This window comes from Eisenbergiella massiliensis (assembly GCF_003435485.1).
The window spans coordinates 19170-38998 of record NZ_QVLV01000012.1; the positions used below are offsets into that span (position 1 = coordinate 19170).

General features: G+C 50.4%; 19 protein-coding genes. 6 read left to right on the forward strand and 13 right to left on the reverse strand.

Annotated elements, in window-relative coordinates; genetic code table 11:
- Positions 1–62 precede the first annotated feature (62 nt).
- The 3 genes from DXC51_RS17055 to DXC51_RS17065 are packed head-to-tail and all read right to left on the reverse strand — an operon-like array spanning position 63 to position 4870.
- Positions 63–1916: an ATP-dependent helicase gene (locus tag DXC51_RS17055; RefSeq protein ID WP_117545005.1), complete on the reverse strand. Its 1854-nt coding sequence runs from the start codon at positions 1914–1916 to the stop codon at positions 63–65.
- Positions 1909–3363: a glutamate--tRNA ligase gene (gltX, locus tag DXC51_RS17060; RefSeq protein WP_117545006.1), complete on the reverse strand. Its 1455-nt coding sequence runs from the start codon at positions 3361–3363 to the stop codon at positions 1909–1911. Before gltX ends, DXC51_RS17055 begins: the two co-directional genes overlap by 8 nt.
- A gap of 4 nt (positions 3364–3367) precedes the next feature.
- Positions 3368–4870, reverse strand: a complete 1503-nt coding sequence (locus tag DXC51_RS17065; protein ID WP_243003220.1) for a 4Fe-4S dicluster domain-containing protein — start codon at positions 4868–4870, stop codon at positions 3368–3370.
- A 463-nt stretch (positions 4871–5333) separates the two neighbouring features.
- Between DXC51_RS17065 and DXC51_RS17070 the strand changes: the two genes are divergently transcribed.
- Positions 5334–6341: a hypothetical protein gene (locus tag DXC51_RS17070; protein WP_117545008.1), complete on the forward strand. Its 1008-nt coding sequence runs from the start codon at positions 5334–5336 to the stop codon at positions 6339–6341.
- Positions 6342–6459: 118 nt separating this feature from the next.
- On the opposite strand, the gene feoB is transcribed toward DXC51_RS17070, so the two are convergent.
- Both feoB and DXC51_RS17080 read right to left on the reverse strand, forming a co-directional pair.
- Complete coding sequence (gene feoB, locus DXC51_RS17075) at positions 6460–8460, reverse strand: ferrous iron transport protein B (protein WP_117545009.1); 2001 nt, start codon at positions 8458–8460, stop codon at positions 6460–6462.
- The gene (locus DXC51_RS17080; RefSeq protein WP_117545010.1) at positions 8447–8686 is read right to left on the reverse strand and encodes a FeoA family protein; all 240 of its coding nucleotides are present in this window, start codon (positions 8684–8686) and stop codon (positions 8447–8449) included. Before DXC51_RS17080 ends, feoB begins: the two co-directional genes overlap by 14 nt.
- Before the next feature lie 258 nt (positions 8687–8944).
- Between DXC51_RS17080 and DXC51_RS17085 the strand changes: the two genes are divergently transcribed.
- The 4 genes from DXC51_RS17085 (at position 8945) to DXC51_RS17100 (ending at position 10327) form a co-directional block, all read left to right on the forward strand.
- Positions 8945–9193: a GNAT family acetyltransferase gene (locus DXC51_RS17085; RefSeq protein WP_147332375.1), complete on the forward strand. Its 249-nt coding sequence runs from the start codon at positions 8945–8947 to the stop codon at positions 9191–9193.
- A 66-nt stretch (positions 9194–9259) separates the two neighbouring features.
- Positions 9260–9433, forward strand: a complete 174-nt coding sequence (locus DXC51_RS17090; protein ID WP_021636350.1) for a spore coat associated protein CotJA — start codon at positions 9260–9262, stop codon at positions 9431–9433.
- Complete coding sequence (locus DXC51_RS17095) at positions 9433–9714, forward strand: spore coat protein CotJB (protein WP_025491068.1); 282 nt, start codon at positions 9433–9435, stop codon at positions 9712–9714. Before DXC51_RS17090 ends, DXC51_RS17095 begins: the two co-directional genes overlap by 1 nt.
- A 7-nt stretch (positions 9715–9721) precedes the next feature.
- Positions 9722–10327, forward strand: coding sequence for a manganese catalase family protein (locus DXC51_RS17100; RefSeq protein ID WP_021636352.1), 606 nt, complete (start codon positions 9722–9724; stop codon positions 10325–10327).
- A gap of 161 nt (positions 10328–10488) precedes the next feature.
- Here the strand turns inward: DXC51_RS17100 and DXC51_RS17105 are convergent, their stop codons facing one another.
- From DXC51_RS17105 to DXC51_RS17140, 8 genes are all read right to left on the reverse strand, one after another.
- Positions 10489–11358 (reverse strand): DegV family protein, encoded by an 870-nt coding sequence (locus DXC51_RS17105; RefSeq protein ID WP_025491067.1) that lies wholly within the window; start codon positions 11356–11358, stop codon positions 10489–10491.
- A 227-nt stretch (positions 11359–11585) separates the two neighbouring features.
- Positions 11586–13025 (reverse strand): spore germination protein, encoded by a 1440-nt coding sequence (locus DXC51_RS17110; RefSeq protein WP_181970128.1) that lies wholly within the window; start codon positions 13023–13025, stop codon positions 11586–11588.
- A gap of 56 nt (positions 13026–13081) precedes the next feature.
- A complete protein-coding gene (locus DXC51_RS17115; RefSeq protein ID WP_021636355.1) occupies positions 13082–13600 on the reverse strand; it encodes a dCTP deaminase/dUTPase family protein in 519 nt (172 codons plus the stop codon).
- On the reverse strand, positions 13588–14142 hold the full coding sequence (nrdG, locus tag DXC51_RS17120; protein ID WP_025491064.1) for an anaerobic ribonucleoside-triphosphate reductase activating protein: 555 nt from the start codon (positions 14140–14142) through the stop codon (positions 13588–13590). Before nrdG ends, DXC51_RS17115 begins: the two co-directional genes overlap by 13 nt.
- Before the next feature lies 1 nt (position 14143).
- Complete coding sequence (gene nrdD, locus DXC51_RS17125; protein ID WP_083492970.1) at positions 14144–16312, reverse strand: anaerobic ribonucleoside-triphosphate reductase; 2169 nt, start codon at positions 16310–16312, stop codon at positions 14144–14146.
- Positions 16313–16742: 430 nt separating this feature from the next.
- On the reverse strand, positions 16743–17912 hold the full coding sequence (locus tag DXC51_RS17130) for a pyridoxal phosphate-dependent aminotransferase (RefSeq protein ID WP_117545012.1): 1170 nt from the start codon (positions 17910–17912) through the stop codon (positions 16743–16745).
- 26 nt (positions 17913–17938) lie between these two features.
- Entirely contained in the window at positions 17939–18949 is a 1011-nt protein-coding gene (locus tag DXC51_RS17135) for a helix-turn-helix transcriptional regulator (RefSeq protein WP_021636361.1), read from the reverse strand.
- Between the two features lie 83 nt (positions 18950–19032).
- Positions 19033–19221: a hypothetical protein gene (locus DXC51_RS17140; RefSeq protein WP_025491061.1), complete on the reverse strand. Its 189-nt coding sequence runs from the start codon at positions 19219–19221 to the stop codon at positions 19033–19035.
- Between the two features lie 238 nt (positions 19222–19459).
- On the opposite strand from DXC51_RS17140, the gene DXC51_RS30765 reads away from it, so the two are divergent.
- A complete protein-coding gene (locus tag DXC51_RS30765) occupies positions 19460–19741 on the forward strand; it encodes a DUF6783 domain-containing protein (protein ID WP_408608866.1) in 282 nt (93 codons plus the stop codon).
- Positions 19742–19829: the final 88 nt, after the last annotated feature.

The following is a 19829-nucleotide window of genomic DNA, read 5'->3' on the forward strand; positions in this document are numbered from 1 at the left end:
ATTTTTATGGCCGGATGTGCATAACGGTCCTTATGTGCGTAACGGTCTGCTTGTATGAACCGTTACTGAAGGACAGACTGTCTGACAAGATCTGTGAGGAACCGGGAGAGGAATCCCGGTTCCTCTTTCGTTCCGGCGACATAGGTTAATGTCAGCCTTTTCCTGGCACGGGTCATGGCCACATAGAGCATGCGGCGCTCCTCTTCCACCGCCTCATCCTTCATGCTCTTCCTGTGGGGAATTATGCCTTCATTACAGTCAGGGATATAAACGGTATCAAATTCCAGTCCCTTGGAGGCGTGCATGGTAAGCAGGGATACGCCCTCCCTGCTGTCGGGATCACGGCCGGCCTTTTCCAGTTCTTTTTCATAAAGGGCGATATGCTCCTTTAACTGTTCCAGACTGCGAAACTGTCTGACCTGCTTCTGGAACCATTCCGCTTCCTTCAACAGTTCATTTTTATCCGTTCCCTTCTCCGCCGCAGTTCTTACCAGATATTCGTCATACCCCATTCCCCTGCGTATGTAGTTGACTGCCGCGTATAAATCCATCCTTTTAAGACGCTCCAGATCCATCTGGAATTTCCGGAGGATTTCCCTCATATACGGTTTTTCTGCATAAAAATCAAACAATTCTTCAAAATCCACCGTTTCGCCGTTCACTGCGCTGCGGCTGATATACCGCGACGGGCGGTTCATGATGCGGTAAAAATCCTTCCGCTTCCTGCCTTCCAGGGCAAAGGAAAGATAGGAAAGGACATCCTGCGCCGCCATTTGTCTGTAAGGGCTTTTCAGCTTTTCCTTCATACGGAAGGGAATTCCTTTTTCCGTCAGTTTCTCCGCCATGGCCGCGGCATCCTGGTTGGTACGGTAAATTACCGCTGTTTCGTTAAAGTCTTCCGGGAAACGGGCGATTTCGGTTGCAATGCTCTCATTTTCCTCATCTCTTGTGGAATAGCCCCGGTAAAGCACCGGCTCCCCGGAAGGGCTTACCGCCTGCGCCTTTTTTATAAAACGGCTTTTATTTGCGGCAATAAGCCGTCCCGCAGCCGTTACAATTTCCGGCGTGCTGCGGTAATTTTGTGTGAGCTCCACGATACCTGCCTGCGGATAATCCTGCCTGAAGCCTAACATGATTTCCGGCCTCGCGCCGCGGAAGGCATAAATCGACTGGTCGTCGTCTCCTACGATAAACAGGTTGTTTTCAGGCTGCGCAAGCAGGCGCAGCACTTCATACTGCATGGGATTGATATCCTGGAATTCATCCACCAGAATGTAGCGGAATTTCTGCTGCCAGGCCTTCCGTATGTCCGGCCGGGATACAAGCAGATCACGGCATCTTAAAACCATGTCATCAAAGTCCAGCTTTTCCTCCCGGCGCAGAGCCTCATCATAGGATCGGTAAAGCCGGGCAAATTCCTCCCGGCTGATCAGGCCGCATTCCGGATCCCTGTTTTCCGGCGGGCAGCCGTCGTTTTTAAACCGGCTGATTTCACCCAGCAGGCTGTCAATTGTCTCCTCCTCGTCCGTACAGGTAAAGCCCGGTCTTTGCAGGATAGTTTTCAGTAATTCTCTTTTTTCGTAATCGGATATAATATTACCGGATCGGTAATGACAGGATGTTTTCAGAATATGGTAATAGACTGCGTGGAAGGTTCCGAAATTCACCGGCCAGGCCCTGCCTGCCGTCTTCTGCCGGAACCGCTGCTTCATTTCCCTTGCGGCAGCTTTGGTAAAGGTAATCACAAGAATGGACGCCGGGTCCACATTACTTTTTTCTATCAGATGAAGAATACGCTGGATAATTGTATAAGTTTTTCCGGAACCGGGCCCTGCCAGTACAAGCAGGGCTCCGTTCTCGTGCTTTATGGCCGTCATCTGGCCTAAGTTGACTGAATTTTTACCGGAATCAGGCATCTTTAAGCTTCTCAATGCCCACACGGATACGGGCAAGAGACTCTTCCTTTCCAAGGACTTCCATGATTTCCGTTGCGCCCGCAGGCGTCATCTGCTTTCCGGAAACCGCGGTGCGTACCGGCCACATAACATAGCCGTTTTTACAGCCTTTTTTCTCCACATAGGCTACCAGCGTCTGGTACAGCGCATCATTGCTGTAGTCCTCCTGTGCTTCCAGGATGGGAAGCAGCTCCGTCAGGACCTCCAGGGAGCTTTCCGTATTTGTCTTCATCTTTTTGTGCGTATACATGGCTGCGTCGTATTCCGGCAGCGTTTCAAAGAAATCCACCATCTCTTCGATTTCCGGGAAGGTTTCAATTCTCGTTTTTACCATTTCGGCAATTTTCTTCAGATTTACATCCCTGGTCAGCGCTTTTTTCAGATAAGGCTCGGCCAGGCCGTAAAAACGGTCGAAATCCATGGCCTTAATGTACTCCCCGTTCATCCATTTGAGCTTGGTATAGTCGAATACGGCAGGGGACTTGGACATATGGCGGTAGTCAAATTCCGTCGTCAGCTCCTCCAGGGAGAAAATTTCCTCATTATTTTCAGGGCTCCAGCCAAGAAGGGCCACAAAGTTCACGATAGCTTCCGTTAAAAAGCCCTGCTCCACCAGATCCTCATAGGAGGAATGGCCGCAGCGTTTGGACAGCTTATGGTGCTCTTCATCCGTAATCAGCGGACAATGCACATAAACAGGCACCTCCCAGCCAAAGGCTTCATAAAGGCGGTTATATTTCGGGGAAGAGGAAAGGTATTCATTACCTCTCACCACGTGGGTGATTCCCATGAGATGGTCGTCTACCACGTTGGCAAAATTATAAGTAGGATAGCCGTCGGATTTAATCAGAATCATATCGTCAAGCTCTGCATTATCAACCGTAATGTCCCCGTAAATCTCATCATGGAAGGTTGTGGTGCCTTCTGTGGGATTGTTCTGTCGGATAACATAGGGAACGCCCGCCGCAAGCTTTGCTTCCACCTCTTCCCTGGAAAGCTGCAGGCAGTGCTTGTCATATACATTGATTTCCTTGCCCGCCACAGTACGGGTCAGCGTGGCCAGCCTGTCCTTATCGCAGAAGCAGTAATAGGCCTCGCCCTTCTCAACCAGCTGTTTCGCATACTCCAGATAAATGCCCTGCGCCTGGCGCTCACTCTGTACATAGGGGCCGACCCCGCCGTCCTTGTCCGGTCCTTCATCATGCTTCAGGCCGGTTTTCTCCAGGGTCCTGTAGATAATATCCACAGCGCCCTCCACATAACGTTCCTGATCCGTATCCTCGATGCGGAGGATGAAATCCCCTCCTTCATGTTTGGCAATCAGATAGGCGTACAGCGCGGTACGCAGGTTTCCCACATGCATACGTCCTGTGGGGCTTGGTGCAAAACGGGTTCTTATTTTTGTCACTTTTTTATCCTTCGCTTTCTTTCTTATTTGTAACTTCCGGAATTTTCTTTTCCGCCGCCATTTTAAAGGCGTTGACCTCCTTCATGGCCTGTGGTATCGCAATGTTGGTTCCGGCTCCGGCAATACAGCCTCCGGGACAGGCCATCCCCTCGATCAGGCAGCCATTCTTCTTGCCCGCCTTGGCGAGCATCAGCATCTTCCGGCATTCCGCCAGGCTCTCCGCATGCTCGATATTCACCTCCACGTCGGGATAATATTCCCGGATGCAGGCCTCAATCGCGCTGGCAACACCGCCCGCCACGCCGTAGCCGCGGCCCGCCCCGGTGGCATCCGCCATGGTATCCTCCGGTTCCACGCCTTTTAATTCAATGCCCTTTGCATCGAACATGCCTGCCAGCTCTTCAAAGGTGATGACGAAATCCACGTCGGAACGCACACTCTTTCTTGAAGCCTCCAGCTTTTTGGAAGCGCAGGGGCCTATAAATACTACGGAAGCATCCGGATGGTCTTCTTTGATTTTGCGCGCTGTTGCCACCATGGGCGTGAGCGCATTGGAAATATTGTCAATGGTTTCCGGGAAAAATTTCTTTGCCAGCACGGACCAGGAAGGGCAGCAGGAGGTGAGCAGAAACGGCAGCTCTCCGGTGGCAACCTCATGCACGTAGTGCTCGGCTTCCGCGGCCGCACCCATATCAGCGCCGATGGCCGTCTCATATACGTCCGCAAAACCCAGCTGCTTCAGCGCCGTCTTAATCATGTCAGGCGTTACGCCGGGGCCGAACTGGCCTACAAAAGCGGGCGCTACCTGGGCAATGATCTTCCTTCCGGAACGGATGGCCTTAATCAGCTGGAAAATCTGGGATTTATCAGCAATCGCGCCGAAGGGGCAGTTCACCATGCACTGACCGCAGGAAACGCATTTCTGCTCGTTGATTACCGCTCTTTTCTGGGAATCACTTTCAATCGCATTCACGCCGCAGGCTGCCGCACAAGGTCGCACCTGATGACTGATTGCATCATAGGGGCAGATAGCCTTGCATTTACCGCACCGGATACATTTTTCCGGATCGATATGGGACTTGCCGTCCACCATGGAGACAGCCTCCTTGGGACAGACCTCCCTGCAGGGATGCGCCATGCAGCCCATGCATTTATCAGTGACCACATAGCGGTTTTCCGGACAGGCATTGCATGCGGAGGGAATGACCTGTACAAGCGGCGGTTCATAGTACTTCTGATCAATATTGCTTTCATCCAGCCCCTGCGTCAGATGTACCGGCACGTTTTCCGGCCGCAGGGAAAGCCCCATGGCCATACGGATCCGTTCCGTCACTACCGCTCTCTCCCGGTAAATACTGTCCCTGTAGGCCGGCGCGTCGGCGCCCACAATACTGTACGGCAGCGCCTCCACATCATCCTTCAGGTTCTCCGATGTATATGCCAGATTGGCAACTTCCTTAAACACACGCCTGCGGATTTGTCTTACCTGAGTGTCAATTCCTCTCACCTGCAACCTCCATTCCTGTCAGCCTGTTTTTCCCGTCACCTGAATTTCACAGGTGTTACTCACAGGCACCGTTGTTTTACATCATTTCCATCTTTTCCTATTCTTACACAAAAAGCCTGCTAAATCAAGAGATTTTTCCCTCGTGATTCACTGTCCGGGTTACTGTTGCCCCCCTTTTGGGCTCCTGCCATCTAAGCCGGCTGGCGTACACAGAGACGCGGTCACAGGGCGCCGATGGCAGGAGTCCAAACGGGGGCAACAGTAACCTGTCCGGATAATTTTGTGTGAATTGTTAATTGACTTTTTAACAGATATAAAGTATCATCATAATAGTCTTATTTTTTTGTGCATTCGCACATTCTGGCAGTTTCTGCCGCAAAATCACATTTTTATAAAACGGCAGGAACACCAGGCGTCATTTTTTCTTTCAAGCTCCGCGTTCCTGCCCTCAAAAGGAGGTACAATGAAAAAAAGGACGCTGATCGCTGAAGAACTTGACGCAGCCGGCATCAAAGTACAGTACGATGAACATGTAAAAAGAATCCTGAGCAGCAGGCAGGTTCTGGCCCGTATCCTGCAGGGCGCCGTTAGCGAATATGCAGGCTGCTGTGCGGAAGAAATCACGGAATGGATTGAGCCGGGAATTGAAGTCTCCAGGGTGCCGGTAAAGCCTGGCGGGAAGAGAGACAATGAGCTTTTAATCACAGGTGACAACACGGAAAGCAAGGTCCCCGGAGAGGGAAGCCTCACCTATGACATCCGGTTCCGCGCCCTGCTTCCCGGGCAAAGTAAGCCTGCCGCGGTAAAGCTGCTGCTTAATGTGGAAGCGCAGAAGAAATTTTATCAGAAATACCACATTGTTACCAGAGGAATCTTCTATGGTGCAAGGATGCTGTCGGAGCAGCTGGACAGAGAATTTACGGCTTCCGATTATGACGAACTGAAGAAGGTATACAGTATCTGGATATGCATGAACGCCCCGAAGCATATAGGAAATGCCATGTCGGAATACCGGATTGCCAAACAGGATCTTATCGGAGCAATCCCGGAACAGCAGGCAAGCTATGACAAGCTGTCGGTTGTCATTATCTGCCTGAATGAAGAGGCGCCGGAAGGTAATTACGCAAAGCTGCATGGATTTCTGAATACACTGCTGTCTCCTGCTATGGATGCGGCGGAAAAAGAAAGGTTACTGGCAGAAAATTATGGCCTGGTTATGGAACAGGAATTGGGAAAGGAGCTGAGGCAGATGTGTAATTTGAGCGAAGCAATAGAAGAAAGAGGAATTAAAAAAGGCTTAAAAAGAGGGCTGAAGCAGGGAAAAGCCCAGGGAAGGGCTCAGGGGAGGGCCCAGGGAATCCAGTTGGCAAAGGCTGTAATCCGCCTGGCCGGCGAGGGAAAGAATGAGGAAGAAATCTCCGCCGCCTGCCATATTACGGTAAACAGCGTTCGTGAAATCCTGTCGGATTAACTGTAGGGCTTCCTTTGCAGGCTGGATAGTCCGCAATTTCAATAAATACAGGGCAAAGCGAGGAAAAATGCTTTGCCCTGTATCCATTGGCGGATACATTAATCCCCCGCCATCCTTCCTATATGAAAAAACTGCCGATCTGGAATACAAGAACGCTTACCAGCCAGGCCAGGCCAATCTGGAAAAGCATGATACCGCCTGTGAACTTCCAGGAACCGCTTTCTTTTTTAATGGTTGCCATTGTCGCTACGCAGGGGACGTAAAGCAGGCAGAAAAGCATGAGGCAGAAGGCGTTCAGCCCTCCGAAGGCCGGGTCAAAATGCTGGATATTCTGCACGATGGAGGCCATACCTGCTGCCGAATTCACATTGGAGACGCCAAACAGGACGGAGAAGGAGGAAACCACCACTTCTTTTGCGGAAATACCTGAAATCAGTGCAACCGCTATCTGCCACAGCCCCAGGCCGGCAGGCCGCAGGACAGGCACCAAAATCCTTCCCAGCGCCGCGCCGAAGCTTTCCGCAGGATCGGATACCATGCCGTGAATGCCGAAATTCAGGATAAACCAGATAATGATCGAGGCCACAAAAATCGTAGTTCCTGCCTTGGTCAGGTAATCCTTCAGTTTATTCCACACATAGGTTCTTATCGTCCTTGCATTGGGGCGCTTATATTCTGGAAGCTCTATCATCAGAGACTGGTTGATCTTGCCTTTTTCCAGCTTATGCTGCACCATGGCCACCAGGATGCCCATTACCATTCCGATAACATACATGGAAAAGGCCACCACCATGGCACACTGCGGGAAAAACATTTCCGAAAACAGAACATATATAGGCAGTCTTGCCGAGCAGGACATAAAAGGCGTTATGACCATTGTCCTTCTTCTGTCGTGTTCTGTTTCCAGCGCCCTGGTGGCCATAATTGCAGGAACCGTACAGCCAAAGCCCAGTACCATAGGAAGGAAGGCCCTTCCGGAAAGCCCCACCTTTCCCATAATGCCATCCATAACATAGGCTACCCTTGCCATATAGCCGCTGTCCTCCAGAATGGCAAGCGCCAGGAACAGGATAAAAATATTAGGGACAAAGGTAAGGATACCTCCCACACCCGCTATGATTCCGTCAACAATCAGGGAAATCATCCAGTCAGCCACATGCAGACCGGTCATTCCCGCTCTCACCAGCTCCGATATGATTCCCAGCGCATATTCCAATCCACCCTTCAGGAAATCGCCAACAAAAAAGGTAAGAAAAAATACCAGCGCCATAATGCACAGGAATACCGGCACGCCCCAAACGGGATGGGTCAGCACCTTATCTATCCGGTCCGTGCTCGCCGCTTTCCTGTCCTTGTAAAAAAGCACTTCCTGGATGACTTTTTCTATATATTCGTATTTCTTTTCCGTGATATCCTTTTCATAGTTACGATCTACAATGCTTTCCACTTCCAGAGGATGATCCTTTTTTACCTCCTCATCGTTTTCCAGCAGCTTTATGGCATGCCAGCGGACGGAGGAATGATTGGGGTATTTCGACTGCATCCTCTCTTCCAGAAGAGCAAGCTTCTCTTCCACCGCCGGGCCGTAATCCAGAATGTCGTTTTTAGGGCCTTCTTCATAGTGATGGACCACCGCATGCATCAGGATATCCAGGCCGGTCCGCTTGGCCGCGGAAACGGGAACCACCGGGATGTCACCCAGCATTTCCGGAAGGCGGTGCATGTCAATCTCCATTCCCCGTTCCTTTACAATATCCATCATGTTAAGGGCAAGGATGACCGGCTTGCCCAATTCCAGCAGCTGAAGCGTCAGGTAAAGGTTACGTTCCAGACAGGATGCATCCACTACATTTACAATGACTTCGATATCATCATCCAGGACACATTTCCTTGTTACTTTTTCCTCTATGGTATAAGAGGTCAGGGAGTAAATGCCGGGGGTATCCACCAGCTTCAATCCATAGCCTTCATACTCCAGCGTGCCTTCGTATTTTTCCACGGTGACGCCGGGCCAGTTGGCCACCTTAAGCTTGGAACCCGTTATCGCATTAAACAGCGTTGTCTTTCCGCAGTTGGGATTTCCCACAAACGCCACATGTACATGGTTATCTCTCTGCATCCTCTTCCACCTCCTCTACTTCGATTCCGGAGGTAATATGTTTTCCCAGGGCCAGCCTGGTTCCCCTCACATAAATTATTAAGGAACCGTTTTTTTTACGGTTCAGAAGCTTTAATCTCGTTCCCTCGATTAAACCCAATGCCTGCAGTCTTCTGGAGATATCTTCTTCTATCTTCATATCTGCCACAAGATACCGGCCGCCTGTCTGCCCTTCATAGAGTGTCATGACTGCTTCGTCCTTCCTCTTTCAGTTGATAACCATTCTCAATTAGGATTATATTCTTATACTCACGGGTTGTCAACTGTAAAAAAAATGGAGGGTTTTAATACCGCCCCGGCTGCGGGTTCTGTGGGGAAGTGATTGGCCTTCGGCCTGTCCGGGGATTTTGTAAGCTGGGATTTTGGAGACCGGAGTGTTGGAGTTTGGGGGTGGGCGTGGTATACTTGGTAATTGGATGCGGATGATGAAAGGATGGTGTGGTTTATGATTTGTAAGGAAGAAATTTCTTTTAATTTTATCCAGAAGGAGCCTTTGACGGGCAGTTATCAGGGGATGCGGTATTATCTGGTAAAAAGCGGGGATTGTATCAGGGCGGTTGTGTATCCGGATAAGTTCTGTTTTGTGAAGACGCCTGAGGAGCAGAAGGTGGTGAAGGAGTATCCGAATGTGCCGGATTCTGTGGACGAGCTTGTGAGGTGGCTGAATGAACAGCATGAAAGCGGGCGATATTAAGTAGCAAATATCTTTTCCCCTCATACTATAGTATTAAAAAAGTATGTAGTATATGAGAGGAGTTTTATGCAGGAATTTAATGATAACTATGTCGAGAATATCGATGATTTTCCCATAGCTATGGCCTATGTCCCGTGGCAGCGTGAGCCTGTTATCTGCGAGGATCTGGAAGAAGGCTTCCGGTGCGGTACTATCTTTCCTGAATTGATCAAACCCTTTACAGGAAGGAGATGTATATAATGAGCAATCAGAATTGTACTCCCTGTCAGAATGCGGAACAGGAACGCAGCCTGATGAATATCGGTATCGCAAGCTTCGTAGTGGTTGAGCTTACCGAGTATCTGGATACCCATCCTCACGACAGGGAAGCTTTGAATTATTTTAATTATTATAACCGGATGCTGAACAAAATGTCCGCCGAATTCGCGGCTAAGTTTTATCCGTTGAACCTGGCAACCGCTGATTCTTTTAACAAGGAATGGAAATGGGGCATGGCGCCTCTTCCATGGGAAGGGGTGTGAAGCATAGATGTGGAATTATGAAAAAAGACTTCAGTTTCCTATAAAAATTACGGAGCCTAACGCCAAGCTGGCACAGTTCATTATTTCTCAGTATGGCGGGCCCGACGGCGAGCTGAGCGCATCCATGCGTTATCTTTCTCAGCGTTATACCATGCCTTATCGTGAAGTGGCCGGGCTGCTTACGGATATCGGCACCGAGGAGCTTGCGCATTTTGAAATGATAGGAGCTATCGTTTATCAGCTGACCAAAAATCTCTCCATGGAAGAAATTGAGAACTCTGGTTTTGGTCCTTATTATATCGATCATACCACCGCTCTGTGGCCGCAGGCTGCCGGAGGAATTCCTTTCAATGCCTGCGAATTCCAGTCCAAGGGCGATATTATTTCTGACCTGACTGAGGATCTGGCTGCCGAACAGAAGGCGCGTACCACTTATGACAACATACTGAGGACTGTCAGGGATCCTGAAGTGGCCGCCCCTATCCGCTTCCTGAGACAGCGTGAGGTTGTTCATTTCCAGAGATTCGGTGAAGCACTCCGTATCGTCCAGGAAAAACTCGACAGCAAAAACTTCTACGCATTCAATCCTGAATTCGATAGATGTAAAAAATAACCCTGCATATACAGATGCAGCCAGTGACTCTGAACCTAATATTTTCCTCCTTCCAAAAAGACCCGGCTTCCCGCCGGGTCTTAATCGTTATTGCTGTCTTTTTCACAGTACTGCTCTTATTTTGCCTGCGGATATGTCCGCCAGGGCACAGCAGACGGTTTCTATCTGTAGTCTCCCAGGAAAAACAGCGCTATGGTTCCGGGGCCGGAATGGGCGCCGATGGTAGGGCCTACATAATTAATAATGCAGCTTTCAATTCCAAACCGTTCCCTTACCAGGTCACGTACGTATTCCGCATCCTCCTGGGAATCGCCGTGGCTGATGAAAAAGCAGTCGTTTTTGTCCCTGTAGCTGCCAATTCTCTGTTCCATCATATCCACCAGGCTGTGCAGGGATTTCTTCCTGCCGCGGACCTTGCCCACAGCTATGAGGTGGCCTTCGTTGTCCACATGGAGAAGGGGTTTGATGCTTGCCAGCGTGCCTACAATGGCTGTGGCCTTGCTTACTCTTCCGCCCCGGTGAAGGTTGAATAAATCATCCACGGTAAATACATGTACCAGATTAAGCTTGTGGCTTTCCACCCATTCTGCGGTTTCTTCCAGGCTCTTCCCCTGTTTCCTAAGCTCCACGGCCTTGTGGACCAGAAGCCCCTCTCCCAGGGAAGCGCACAGGGTATCCACTACGATAATTTTGCAGTCGTCCCTTTCCGCCATGATTTCCTGCGCCGCCACACAGGCGCTGTTATAGGTGCCGCTCAGGCCGGAGGAAAAGGACATCACCAGGATTTCCCTGCTTTCCTCCAGGTAGCCTTCCAGATATTCTCTGGCGGATTCCGGATTCACCTGGGAAGTAGTTGGCATCATGCCTCCCCGCATCTTATTATAAAAATCTTTGACATCCATTTCCTTGTCAATACCGTAAGATACGCCTTCCACAATATAAGGCAGCACCATTACGCCCAGCTGATTCTGTTCTATGTAGTCCTTCGGCAAATCTGCCGTACTGTCTGTAACAATTTTAAAACCGGCCATCTTCTTCCTCCTCATATCCGATTGCGGATTAATACGCTCGTTTTATTTTAGCACGGTTAGTCGCCGGAAACAAGAAAATATATATGAATGTATTTATTTTTTCAGCAAATTCTGAACCTTTTTCTACGTAAGAACAAAAAACACCTTTTTACGAAGCTGTTTTTACGAACAGGAAAAAAGCAGGCCTCCAGATGTTCTCTTTCCGGCCTGCTCCCATATCCGTATTTTTATTTTTTTTCTTCCCTCACCGGATCCAGGGCGCCCGGAAGGCGCAGGCGGAAAAGGCGTTTTGCCAGCTGCTTTGCATTAAAGGGAAAAAGCGGGTAGACATAGCTCTGATTGGACACCGTGCGGTTGGTAAACATAAAAAGGATGCAGAGTATAATTCCCCCCACATATCCCCAGATTCCGAAAACAGCGGTGAGAATCAGGTTCAGGATACGCATGAATTTCAGCGCATAGCCCAGCTCATAGCTGGACTGCGTATAATTCGCTATCGCCACAAAAGCCATATAAAGCATGACCTCAGAGTTGAACCAGCCGCTGTTGACGGAAAATTCCCCCAGCACCAGGGCCGCCATGACACTCAGCGGGGTGCTGAGCATATTGGGCGTATTCACCGCGGCCAGCCGCAGGCCGTCAATCGCCAGCTCCAGTATCAAAAACTGCCAGAAGAGGGGAATATTCACCGTATCCCTTACCATAATGAATTCAAAGCCCCTTGGTATCAAATCCGGATTCTTCATCAGCAGCAGAAATGTGGGCGTCATCAGGTAGGTAAGCACCGCGATAATAAACCTGGATAATCTCAGATAGGTTCCTGTAATAGGGGGAAAATAGTAGTCGTCCGCTTCCTCCACCACGTCAAAAATGGATGTGGGCATGATCAGTACGGAGGGGGAATTGTCCACCAGGATGATAATATTTCCCTCCAGCACCTGGGCCGATGCGGTGTCGGGGCGCTCGGTAAATTTGAATTTCGGAAAAGGATTGTACCATTTCCTGTCATACAGGCACTCCGCAAGGCTTTCCTGGTTCATGGTCAGGGCGTCCACCTGAATGTGTTTAATCCGGTCACGTATTTTTTCCAGGAAGGCATGATCCACCCGGTTGTCCATGTAGCACAGTACAATATCTGTCTTGGAGCTTTTGCCGGCGTGCATCATTTCCATCACCAACTCCGTGGAACGGATGCGGCGCCGGATAAGCGCGGTGTTGAAAACAATGGTTTCCACAAAGCCGTCCTTGGAGCCTCTGAGCACCTTATCCTTCTCCGGCTCCTCCACTCCCCTGGAGGGATAGGTCCTGGAGTCAATGAGGATGCATTTGTCAAAGCCGTCCACAAACAGGGCGAATACGCCGGACATCAGGCTGTAGAGGATTTCCTCCCAGGAGTCCTTCAGATCCACCTCCACATACGGTACAAAGCTTTTGGCCATTTCATGGGCGTCCTTCGGCATATCTTCCGCAGTAATCCCCATAAACTGCTGCAGCAGCTTCTGCATCAGTTCATCCTTGCAGAAGCCGTCGATGAAGTAAATGCAGGCATTTTTCCCGCCCACATGGATTACCCTGTAAACCACGTCGAAATTCTGGTCAGCCTTCAGCTTTTTATTCAGCCAGGTCATATTTGACTCAAGGCCTGTCGCCATTTTTTCCTCAGACATAAGCAAAAAACTCCTTTCCGGACATATAGATATAGTCTGTCCGGAAAGGAGCTCCCTTATGCATTCTTAGTCGTGCTGCCAAAGCCGCCGTTTCTCACGCCGTCCGCCTCGTCATCCTCAGTAATTCCGTATTCCAGGAAGATACCCTGCATAAAGCCCTCGCCTGCCTGAAGCTTCAGCGTCTTTCCCTCATTGGAATCATTGGTGATCTTAGCAAAAATATGGCCTTCGTTGTCGCTGTTAAAATAATCGCTGTCAATAATGCCTACCGTATTATTCAGCTGCAGCCTGTATTTGAAGCCCAGCCCGCTTCTGGGATAAAGGTGCAGCACCCATTCCGGCTGCATGGTTACCCGGATTCCCGTAGGAATCTTCACGGTTTCCCCAGGCTTCAGTTCTATCTGTATAGGCATAAAAAAATCATATCCCGCGCTGCCTCCGGTCGCTCTTGCCGGAAGCTTCAGCGCATCATAAATCTGTGCAATCTGTTCCTGCCCGCATGCCGGAAAGGCATCCTTAAAATCAGCGGTGAACTGCTCCCTGCTCACCTTCATAAATCTGGCTATTCTCCGCATCCTGTCACTCCTTTCTGAAATACCCCGTCTTCCGGTGCATAATCCGGGCAGTGAAGAACGGGAACCGCCGGATTTTCCTGTTTCAGGGAGGCCTGTACATCAATCACTCTCTGATTGGAGCTTCCCTTCCACATCAGCCGCACATCCTTTTTGGCAATTTCAAATTCCCCGTCCACGCAGACATCCACATATTTCATAATGGAATCCCTGTACAGATTCTCCCATACATCCCCGGTATAGAGCCATATGGTTTTATCGGGATATTTTTCCCTGATTTCCTTCATCAGCTGCCGCACATCTCCCTTATTGGCGGGATGCATGGGATCGCCGCCTGAAAAAGTAATTCCTGATATGTAGGATTTATCCAGCTGGCCAAAAATTTCTTCCTTTGCCGCTTTGTCAAATGCAAGCCCGCCCTCCGGATCCCAGGTGACAGGATTCTGGCATTCCGGGCAGCAGTGCTCGCAGCCTGCTACCCAGAGGACGACCCTCAGGCCGTCCCCGTTGAGCATATCCTCATGAGTAATGTTATGGTAACGCATGCTACATTGATTTCCTTTCCGCAATTTCAGCCATCTTGGCGTCATTCAGCCTGGTATCGCCGTGGACCCTGGAATAAGAAAGATAGCCGTTCATCCGGTCGATTTTGGTCAAGTTCCGGCTGCCGCACTTGGGACAGATATCCATCTCCAGCTCCTGATGCCCGCAGTCGTCGCAGTAGGCAAGGGAAAGGTTCACGCCTTCATAGAAGCCCTTGTCCATTGCCCTGCGGATGAGGGTTTTTACCGCCTCGATATTGTAATCGATGGGGTATTTTACATATTGGATCTTTCCGCCGTTGCACAGGTTCCAGAAACGGCCTTCCTTATCCTGCTTTTCAATGGGAGTGATATCCTCTGTTACATGGCAGTGGAAACTGTTGCTCACGTATTCCCTGTCGGATACCCCTTCGATAATGCCGTATTTATTGCGGAACTGCTTCACCTGCAGGCCGCACAGGTTTTCTGCCGGCGTACCGTAGATTGCATAGAGGTTGCCGTCCTCTTCTTTATACTCATTAATTTTGCTGTTGATGTGCTCCATAACCTCCAGCGCGAACTGGCCGTCCTCCACAAGGGATTTGCCGTTATAGAGCATCTGCAGCTCATTCAGCGCCGTAATGCCGAAGGATGCCGTAGCCGACTTTAACAGCGGCTTGATCTTATCCGAAAGCTTCAGATTTCCGCCCAGGAAACCGCCCTCGCAGTAGGCAAGGGGATTGGTGGACGCACGCATTTCTCCCAGATAGGCATAGGTACGGATATGCAGCTGCCTGATCAGGTTCAGATAGTAATCCAGCACCTCATAAAAATCCTTGCTTTCCTGTCTTGCCTTGGCAAGGATCATGGGCAGATGGAGGGAAACCGCGCCGATATTGAAACGGCCCACAAACACAGGTTCGTCCTTTTCATCCGCAGGATGCATGCCGCCCCTGACATACCAGGGGGAAAGGAAGGCGCGGCAGCCCATGGGGGATACGATTTTGCCGTATTTTTTATACATGCTGGCCACATAGCCTTCTCCGGTCAGGCTGAGCCAGTCGGGATACATGGTTTTGGCGGAGCACCTTACCCCTTCCTCAAACACATCCTCCAGCGGTTTTCCGGGGCCATGCAGGTTTTCATCATAGAGGAAAACAATCTTGGGGAAGAGCACCGGCTTCCTGAAGCCATCCTTTCCCTGTCCCTCCCGGCGCACCTTCAGCATGGAAACGGTGGCAAGCTTCGCAAAACGTCCGGTTCCCGTGCCCGCAGTCACTGTGATGAACGGATAATCCCCGCGGCTACTGGCCACGGTGTTGAATTTATATTCCCAGCCCTGGAAACCCTGCTCCATTTCCTTGACCACATCTGCATAGGCCACTTCTTCCGCTTTTTCTTCCGGGACACCCAGCGCCAGATATTTTTTCATATCCCGGTCAAAGGATTTCTGCGCATAAGGCTCCAGTATCAGATCCACGCTGGGCACCGTAAAGCCGCCGTACTGCTGGCTGGCGGCGCTCAGGACAATATCGCCGATAACGTCAAAGGCCACATCCAGGGTTTTCGGTTCGTTGTACCAGATATTTCCCATTTCAAAGCCGCCGGACAGGACGTTTTGTACATCGAACAGGCAGCAGTTCATGGTATCCCTTCTTGCGCTCATATCATGCACATAAATATAACCGTCCCTGCAGGCCTGGATTTCTTCCGTTGTCATAAAAAACTTCTGGTACAGCTCCTTGTTGAGCTGGTTGAAAATAAGGCTTCTCTTCGTGGAAACCAGGGCGGAATCCGTATTGGCGTTTTCCTTGTCGCCGATATACATGATGGACTGGCTCTTCTTGTACACATCGTCCAGCATACGGACAAAATCCTGCTTATAATTCCGGTAGTCCCTGTAGCTTTTGGCCACGATGGGCTTAACCTCCTCCAGGGCGCTCTCCACAATATTGTGCATCACAGGAATAGGAATCTCACTGCATTCCAGCTCATCCACCTTTTCAATGACATAGCTGCAGATTCTTCTCTTTTCTTCATCCGTAAATTTGGTAAGGGCGCGGTAAGCGCTTTTTCCCACCGCATTTATCACCTTCTGCACATTGAAGGACTCCCTTGTCCCGTCCTTCTTTACCACCTTTACATCCAGCTTTGTCTGGTATTCTTTTCCGTAATCCTGCTCTTCATTCTCCATAAGCCCTTGTACCGTATTCTCCATTTCTTCTCCTATCTGCTCCGTTGGGGCGCGTCTTTCCCGTTACTGTCAGCGCAAAAGCGGGAAAAAAATCCGGTTGCTGGAATGCGGTACGTGACGGGCACCGTACACGTTCTGCCTTTTCCCTCATCCGGTTTGCGGTATGCGTTGTCAGTTATGTAGTATAAAAGGATAGTTATGCAGCTACTGTATTCCTTCAAACACCTTCAAGCACTGCAAAAATACTATATCCTGCCAAATATACATTTCTTACCACTATATCTAGTGGCAGATATCAGTATAAAGGAATCCGGCCTCTCTGTCAATGCCTGTCGGAGGATTTTCCGCTTTTCATTTTTCTTCCCGCAACAGCCCGGATAGCCAAACTGCTGCTTCTCCTTTCCCTGTCCCGATATCTGCCTTTCTCCTGTTATCTGGAAAGGATTCCGCTCCTTCTGACTGCTTCCACAGCCTCCCTGATTGTCTCCACAGGCAGGGTGAGGGCGAAACGTACATGTCCTTTTCCCAGCTCGCCGAAGCTGCTTCCCGGCGTACACAGCACGCCTGTTTTCTCCATAAGCTCCATGACGAATGCGGTATCGTCTTCAAAACCTTCCGGTACAGGCGCCCAGGCAAACATGGTGCCTTCGCTGTCCGGCACATTCCAGCCGATGGAACGAAAGCCGCCGCACAGGGCATCCCTTCTTTTCCTGTATTCCTCACACTGGAGAAGCACAGGCTCGTCCGGCCCGGTCAGCGCTGCAATGGCTCCGTACTGCACAGGCAGGAAGGTTCCGTAGTCAATCTGGGAACGCAGCTTTTTGAAGTTCTGCACCAGCTCCCTGTTTCCGGTAAGGAAGCCCATCCTGGCCCCCGTATAGTTATAGGATTTGGAAAGGGAATAGAATTCCACGCAAACTTCCTTTGCCCCCGGAATGGAAAGAATGGAAATCCCCTGCCTTCCGTCATAAATGATATCCGAATAGGCGTTATCATGGATGATGACCAGTTCATGTGCCTTCGCCCAGGGAATCAGTTCCTCGTAAAAAGAATGGGGGGCGCATTTACATATGGGGTTCATCGGATAGGAAACTATCATAAACTTTGCTTTATCCGCCGTTTCCCCCAACGCCTCCAGATCGGGCAGCCAGTGGTTTTCCTCCGTTAAGGGATAGGTTACCAGCTTCGCTCCCGCCAGAGACGGCCCGATGGCAAAAATCGGATAGCCCGGATCCGGCACGAGGACAATATCACCTTCATCGCAGAGGGAAAGGCCCACGTGGGCGATTCCTTCCTGGGAACCATAGACGGACATGATTTCCTCCGGCTCCAGCTGCACGCCGTAGCGTTTCTGATAGCGGCTGATCACCGCGTCCGTCAGCTCCGGCAGATCCCGAAGCGCATATTTATAATTTTCAGGCTTTCCCGCCGCGCTCACCACTGCGTCGATGATCCTCTGCTGCGGCTTGAAATCCGGCGTTCCCACGGAAAGGTTATACACCTTTCTCCCCTGCCGCTCCAGTTCATTTTTCTTTTCATTTAATACCTGAAAAATACCTTCCTCATAATCCTTCATTCTGGATGCAAAATGAAGCTCCATGTCTTCCTCCTGTCTGCCGTTCCCTGTTATGCTTCCTCAAAACGGCCTTCCTCATACAGTTTGTTTATTTTTTTAAGATATTCTTTGTATTCCTCAACCACATCCGGCGGCCCGGTAAGCCTGGCCTGGATTCCAAGGCCTGTCAACCACCCGAAAAACTGTCCGCTGACAGCCACCTTCACCCGGATACGGAAGGTTCCCTCCGCCAGTCTGCGGATGTCCGTTTCTTTTCCAAACCGGTCAATCACCACGCCGATCAGCCTGTCCGCAAACTCCAGGGACACCGTCTCTTCTTTTCCTCCGTACATGCCGAAGGTTTTATTGGTATAAGCGGCGATATCAAAGCTTTTAAAAGCGCTGCCGCCCTCTCTTTCCAATGCCGTCAGCTGGATGGATCCCATTTTATCCACCCGGTAATGCTTCAGCTGATCCGCTGCCGCATCATAGCCGATGAGATAATAATTTTCATCATTCCAGGACAGCGCCCAGGGGCTGATCACATACCGCTCCCCGCCTTTACGGGGAACCAGCCTCCGATCCAGCGTCCATTCCATATACTGAAAGGAAATCTGTCTGTTTTCCTGGATGGCTCTGTGTATGAAATCCACATTATAGTAAATGCTTTCGTTTTCCGTCTTCACCCTGCCCGCCACATATACCTGGCGCTGCAGCTGCGTCGCTTCCTTGGCGCTGACGAACTGCTCCAGCTTCTGTATCAGTTCCCTGGATTTTCGCTGGGTGATAAAACGGGAGGCCTGAACCACGTCCACCAGAAGCTTCAGCTCAGGAAGCTCAAATTCCCGGGAACCCATATAGTAGCCGCTTCCGGCCTTATTTTTCACATGGACAATATCATAGCCGAAATCCATGAGCCGGGCAATATCATCATAGATACTTTTTCGTTCCGCGCTGATATCCCACCGGGCAAGGCGCTCAATGAGCTGCTGGGAATTGAGGAAATGCTCCTCGTCGGTTTCCTCCCGCAGGATTTTCAGCAGGTAAAGCAGCTTCAGCTTCTGATTCGATGATTTTGGCATGGCAAATCCCCGCACTACTCACAAAAAAGAGCGGGACATCCCCACTCTTTTGGTTAAACGTAAACATTTCTCCTGGTTTTCTGTCAGGACTGCGTTCCCGGCGCCTGTGCTTCTTCTGTCCCCCGGGTCAGGGCTTCCGCAGCCTCCCTGGCATTTTTCTTCTTCCGCATGGTGATGCCGATTGCAACGGCAATAACAGCCAGCACTGCAATCAGTACAAAAAGCAGTAAATAGGATAAAAATGAATTCAAAAATAATGTAAAATCAGCCATTTGCTTCAAACCCCTTGCCTGAATCACAGGCTTTCGATTTCGGCGCGGTGTTGCCCCGCGGTCTTATTTATCATAACATTTATTGGTACAGGCCGTCAAGAGGGGGGGATGAGATTCCGGCGCAGCCATCCGCAGGCAGGGAACGTCCTCCGGGCATCGGCTCCTGGGGCGGGCGGGGTATGGTTGCTGTGCGGGCACGCTTTCGCTCGGTTAAAAACGCAGCGGTACTAGAGCGTATTTGAAAATTGCTTTCTGTCGGCTGTGCGTCTCACTTTGTGGTAGATTTGTCCCAAATGAGGGAGGCGTAGCGGGCTACGTTGACCGAATTTGGGGCAAATCTACCGCGAAGTGGGATGTGCAGACGGCGGGAATGAATTTTCGAATACGCTCTAGCGTTGTAAAGGACACAACGCAAGGACCGGCGTTTTTATACGACCCTTGCAGCAACCATACCCCGCCCCGGGAGCCGATGCCCGGAGGACGTTCCCTGCCTGCGGATGGCTGCGCCGGAATCGGGTAGGCTATGTATGGCGGAAGGTGGAAATGGCGGCAGGCGGTAATTTTGTTAATTGATATTTAAGAGTGGGAGGCGGTATTTATTTTTCATA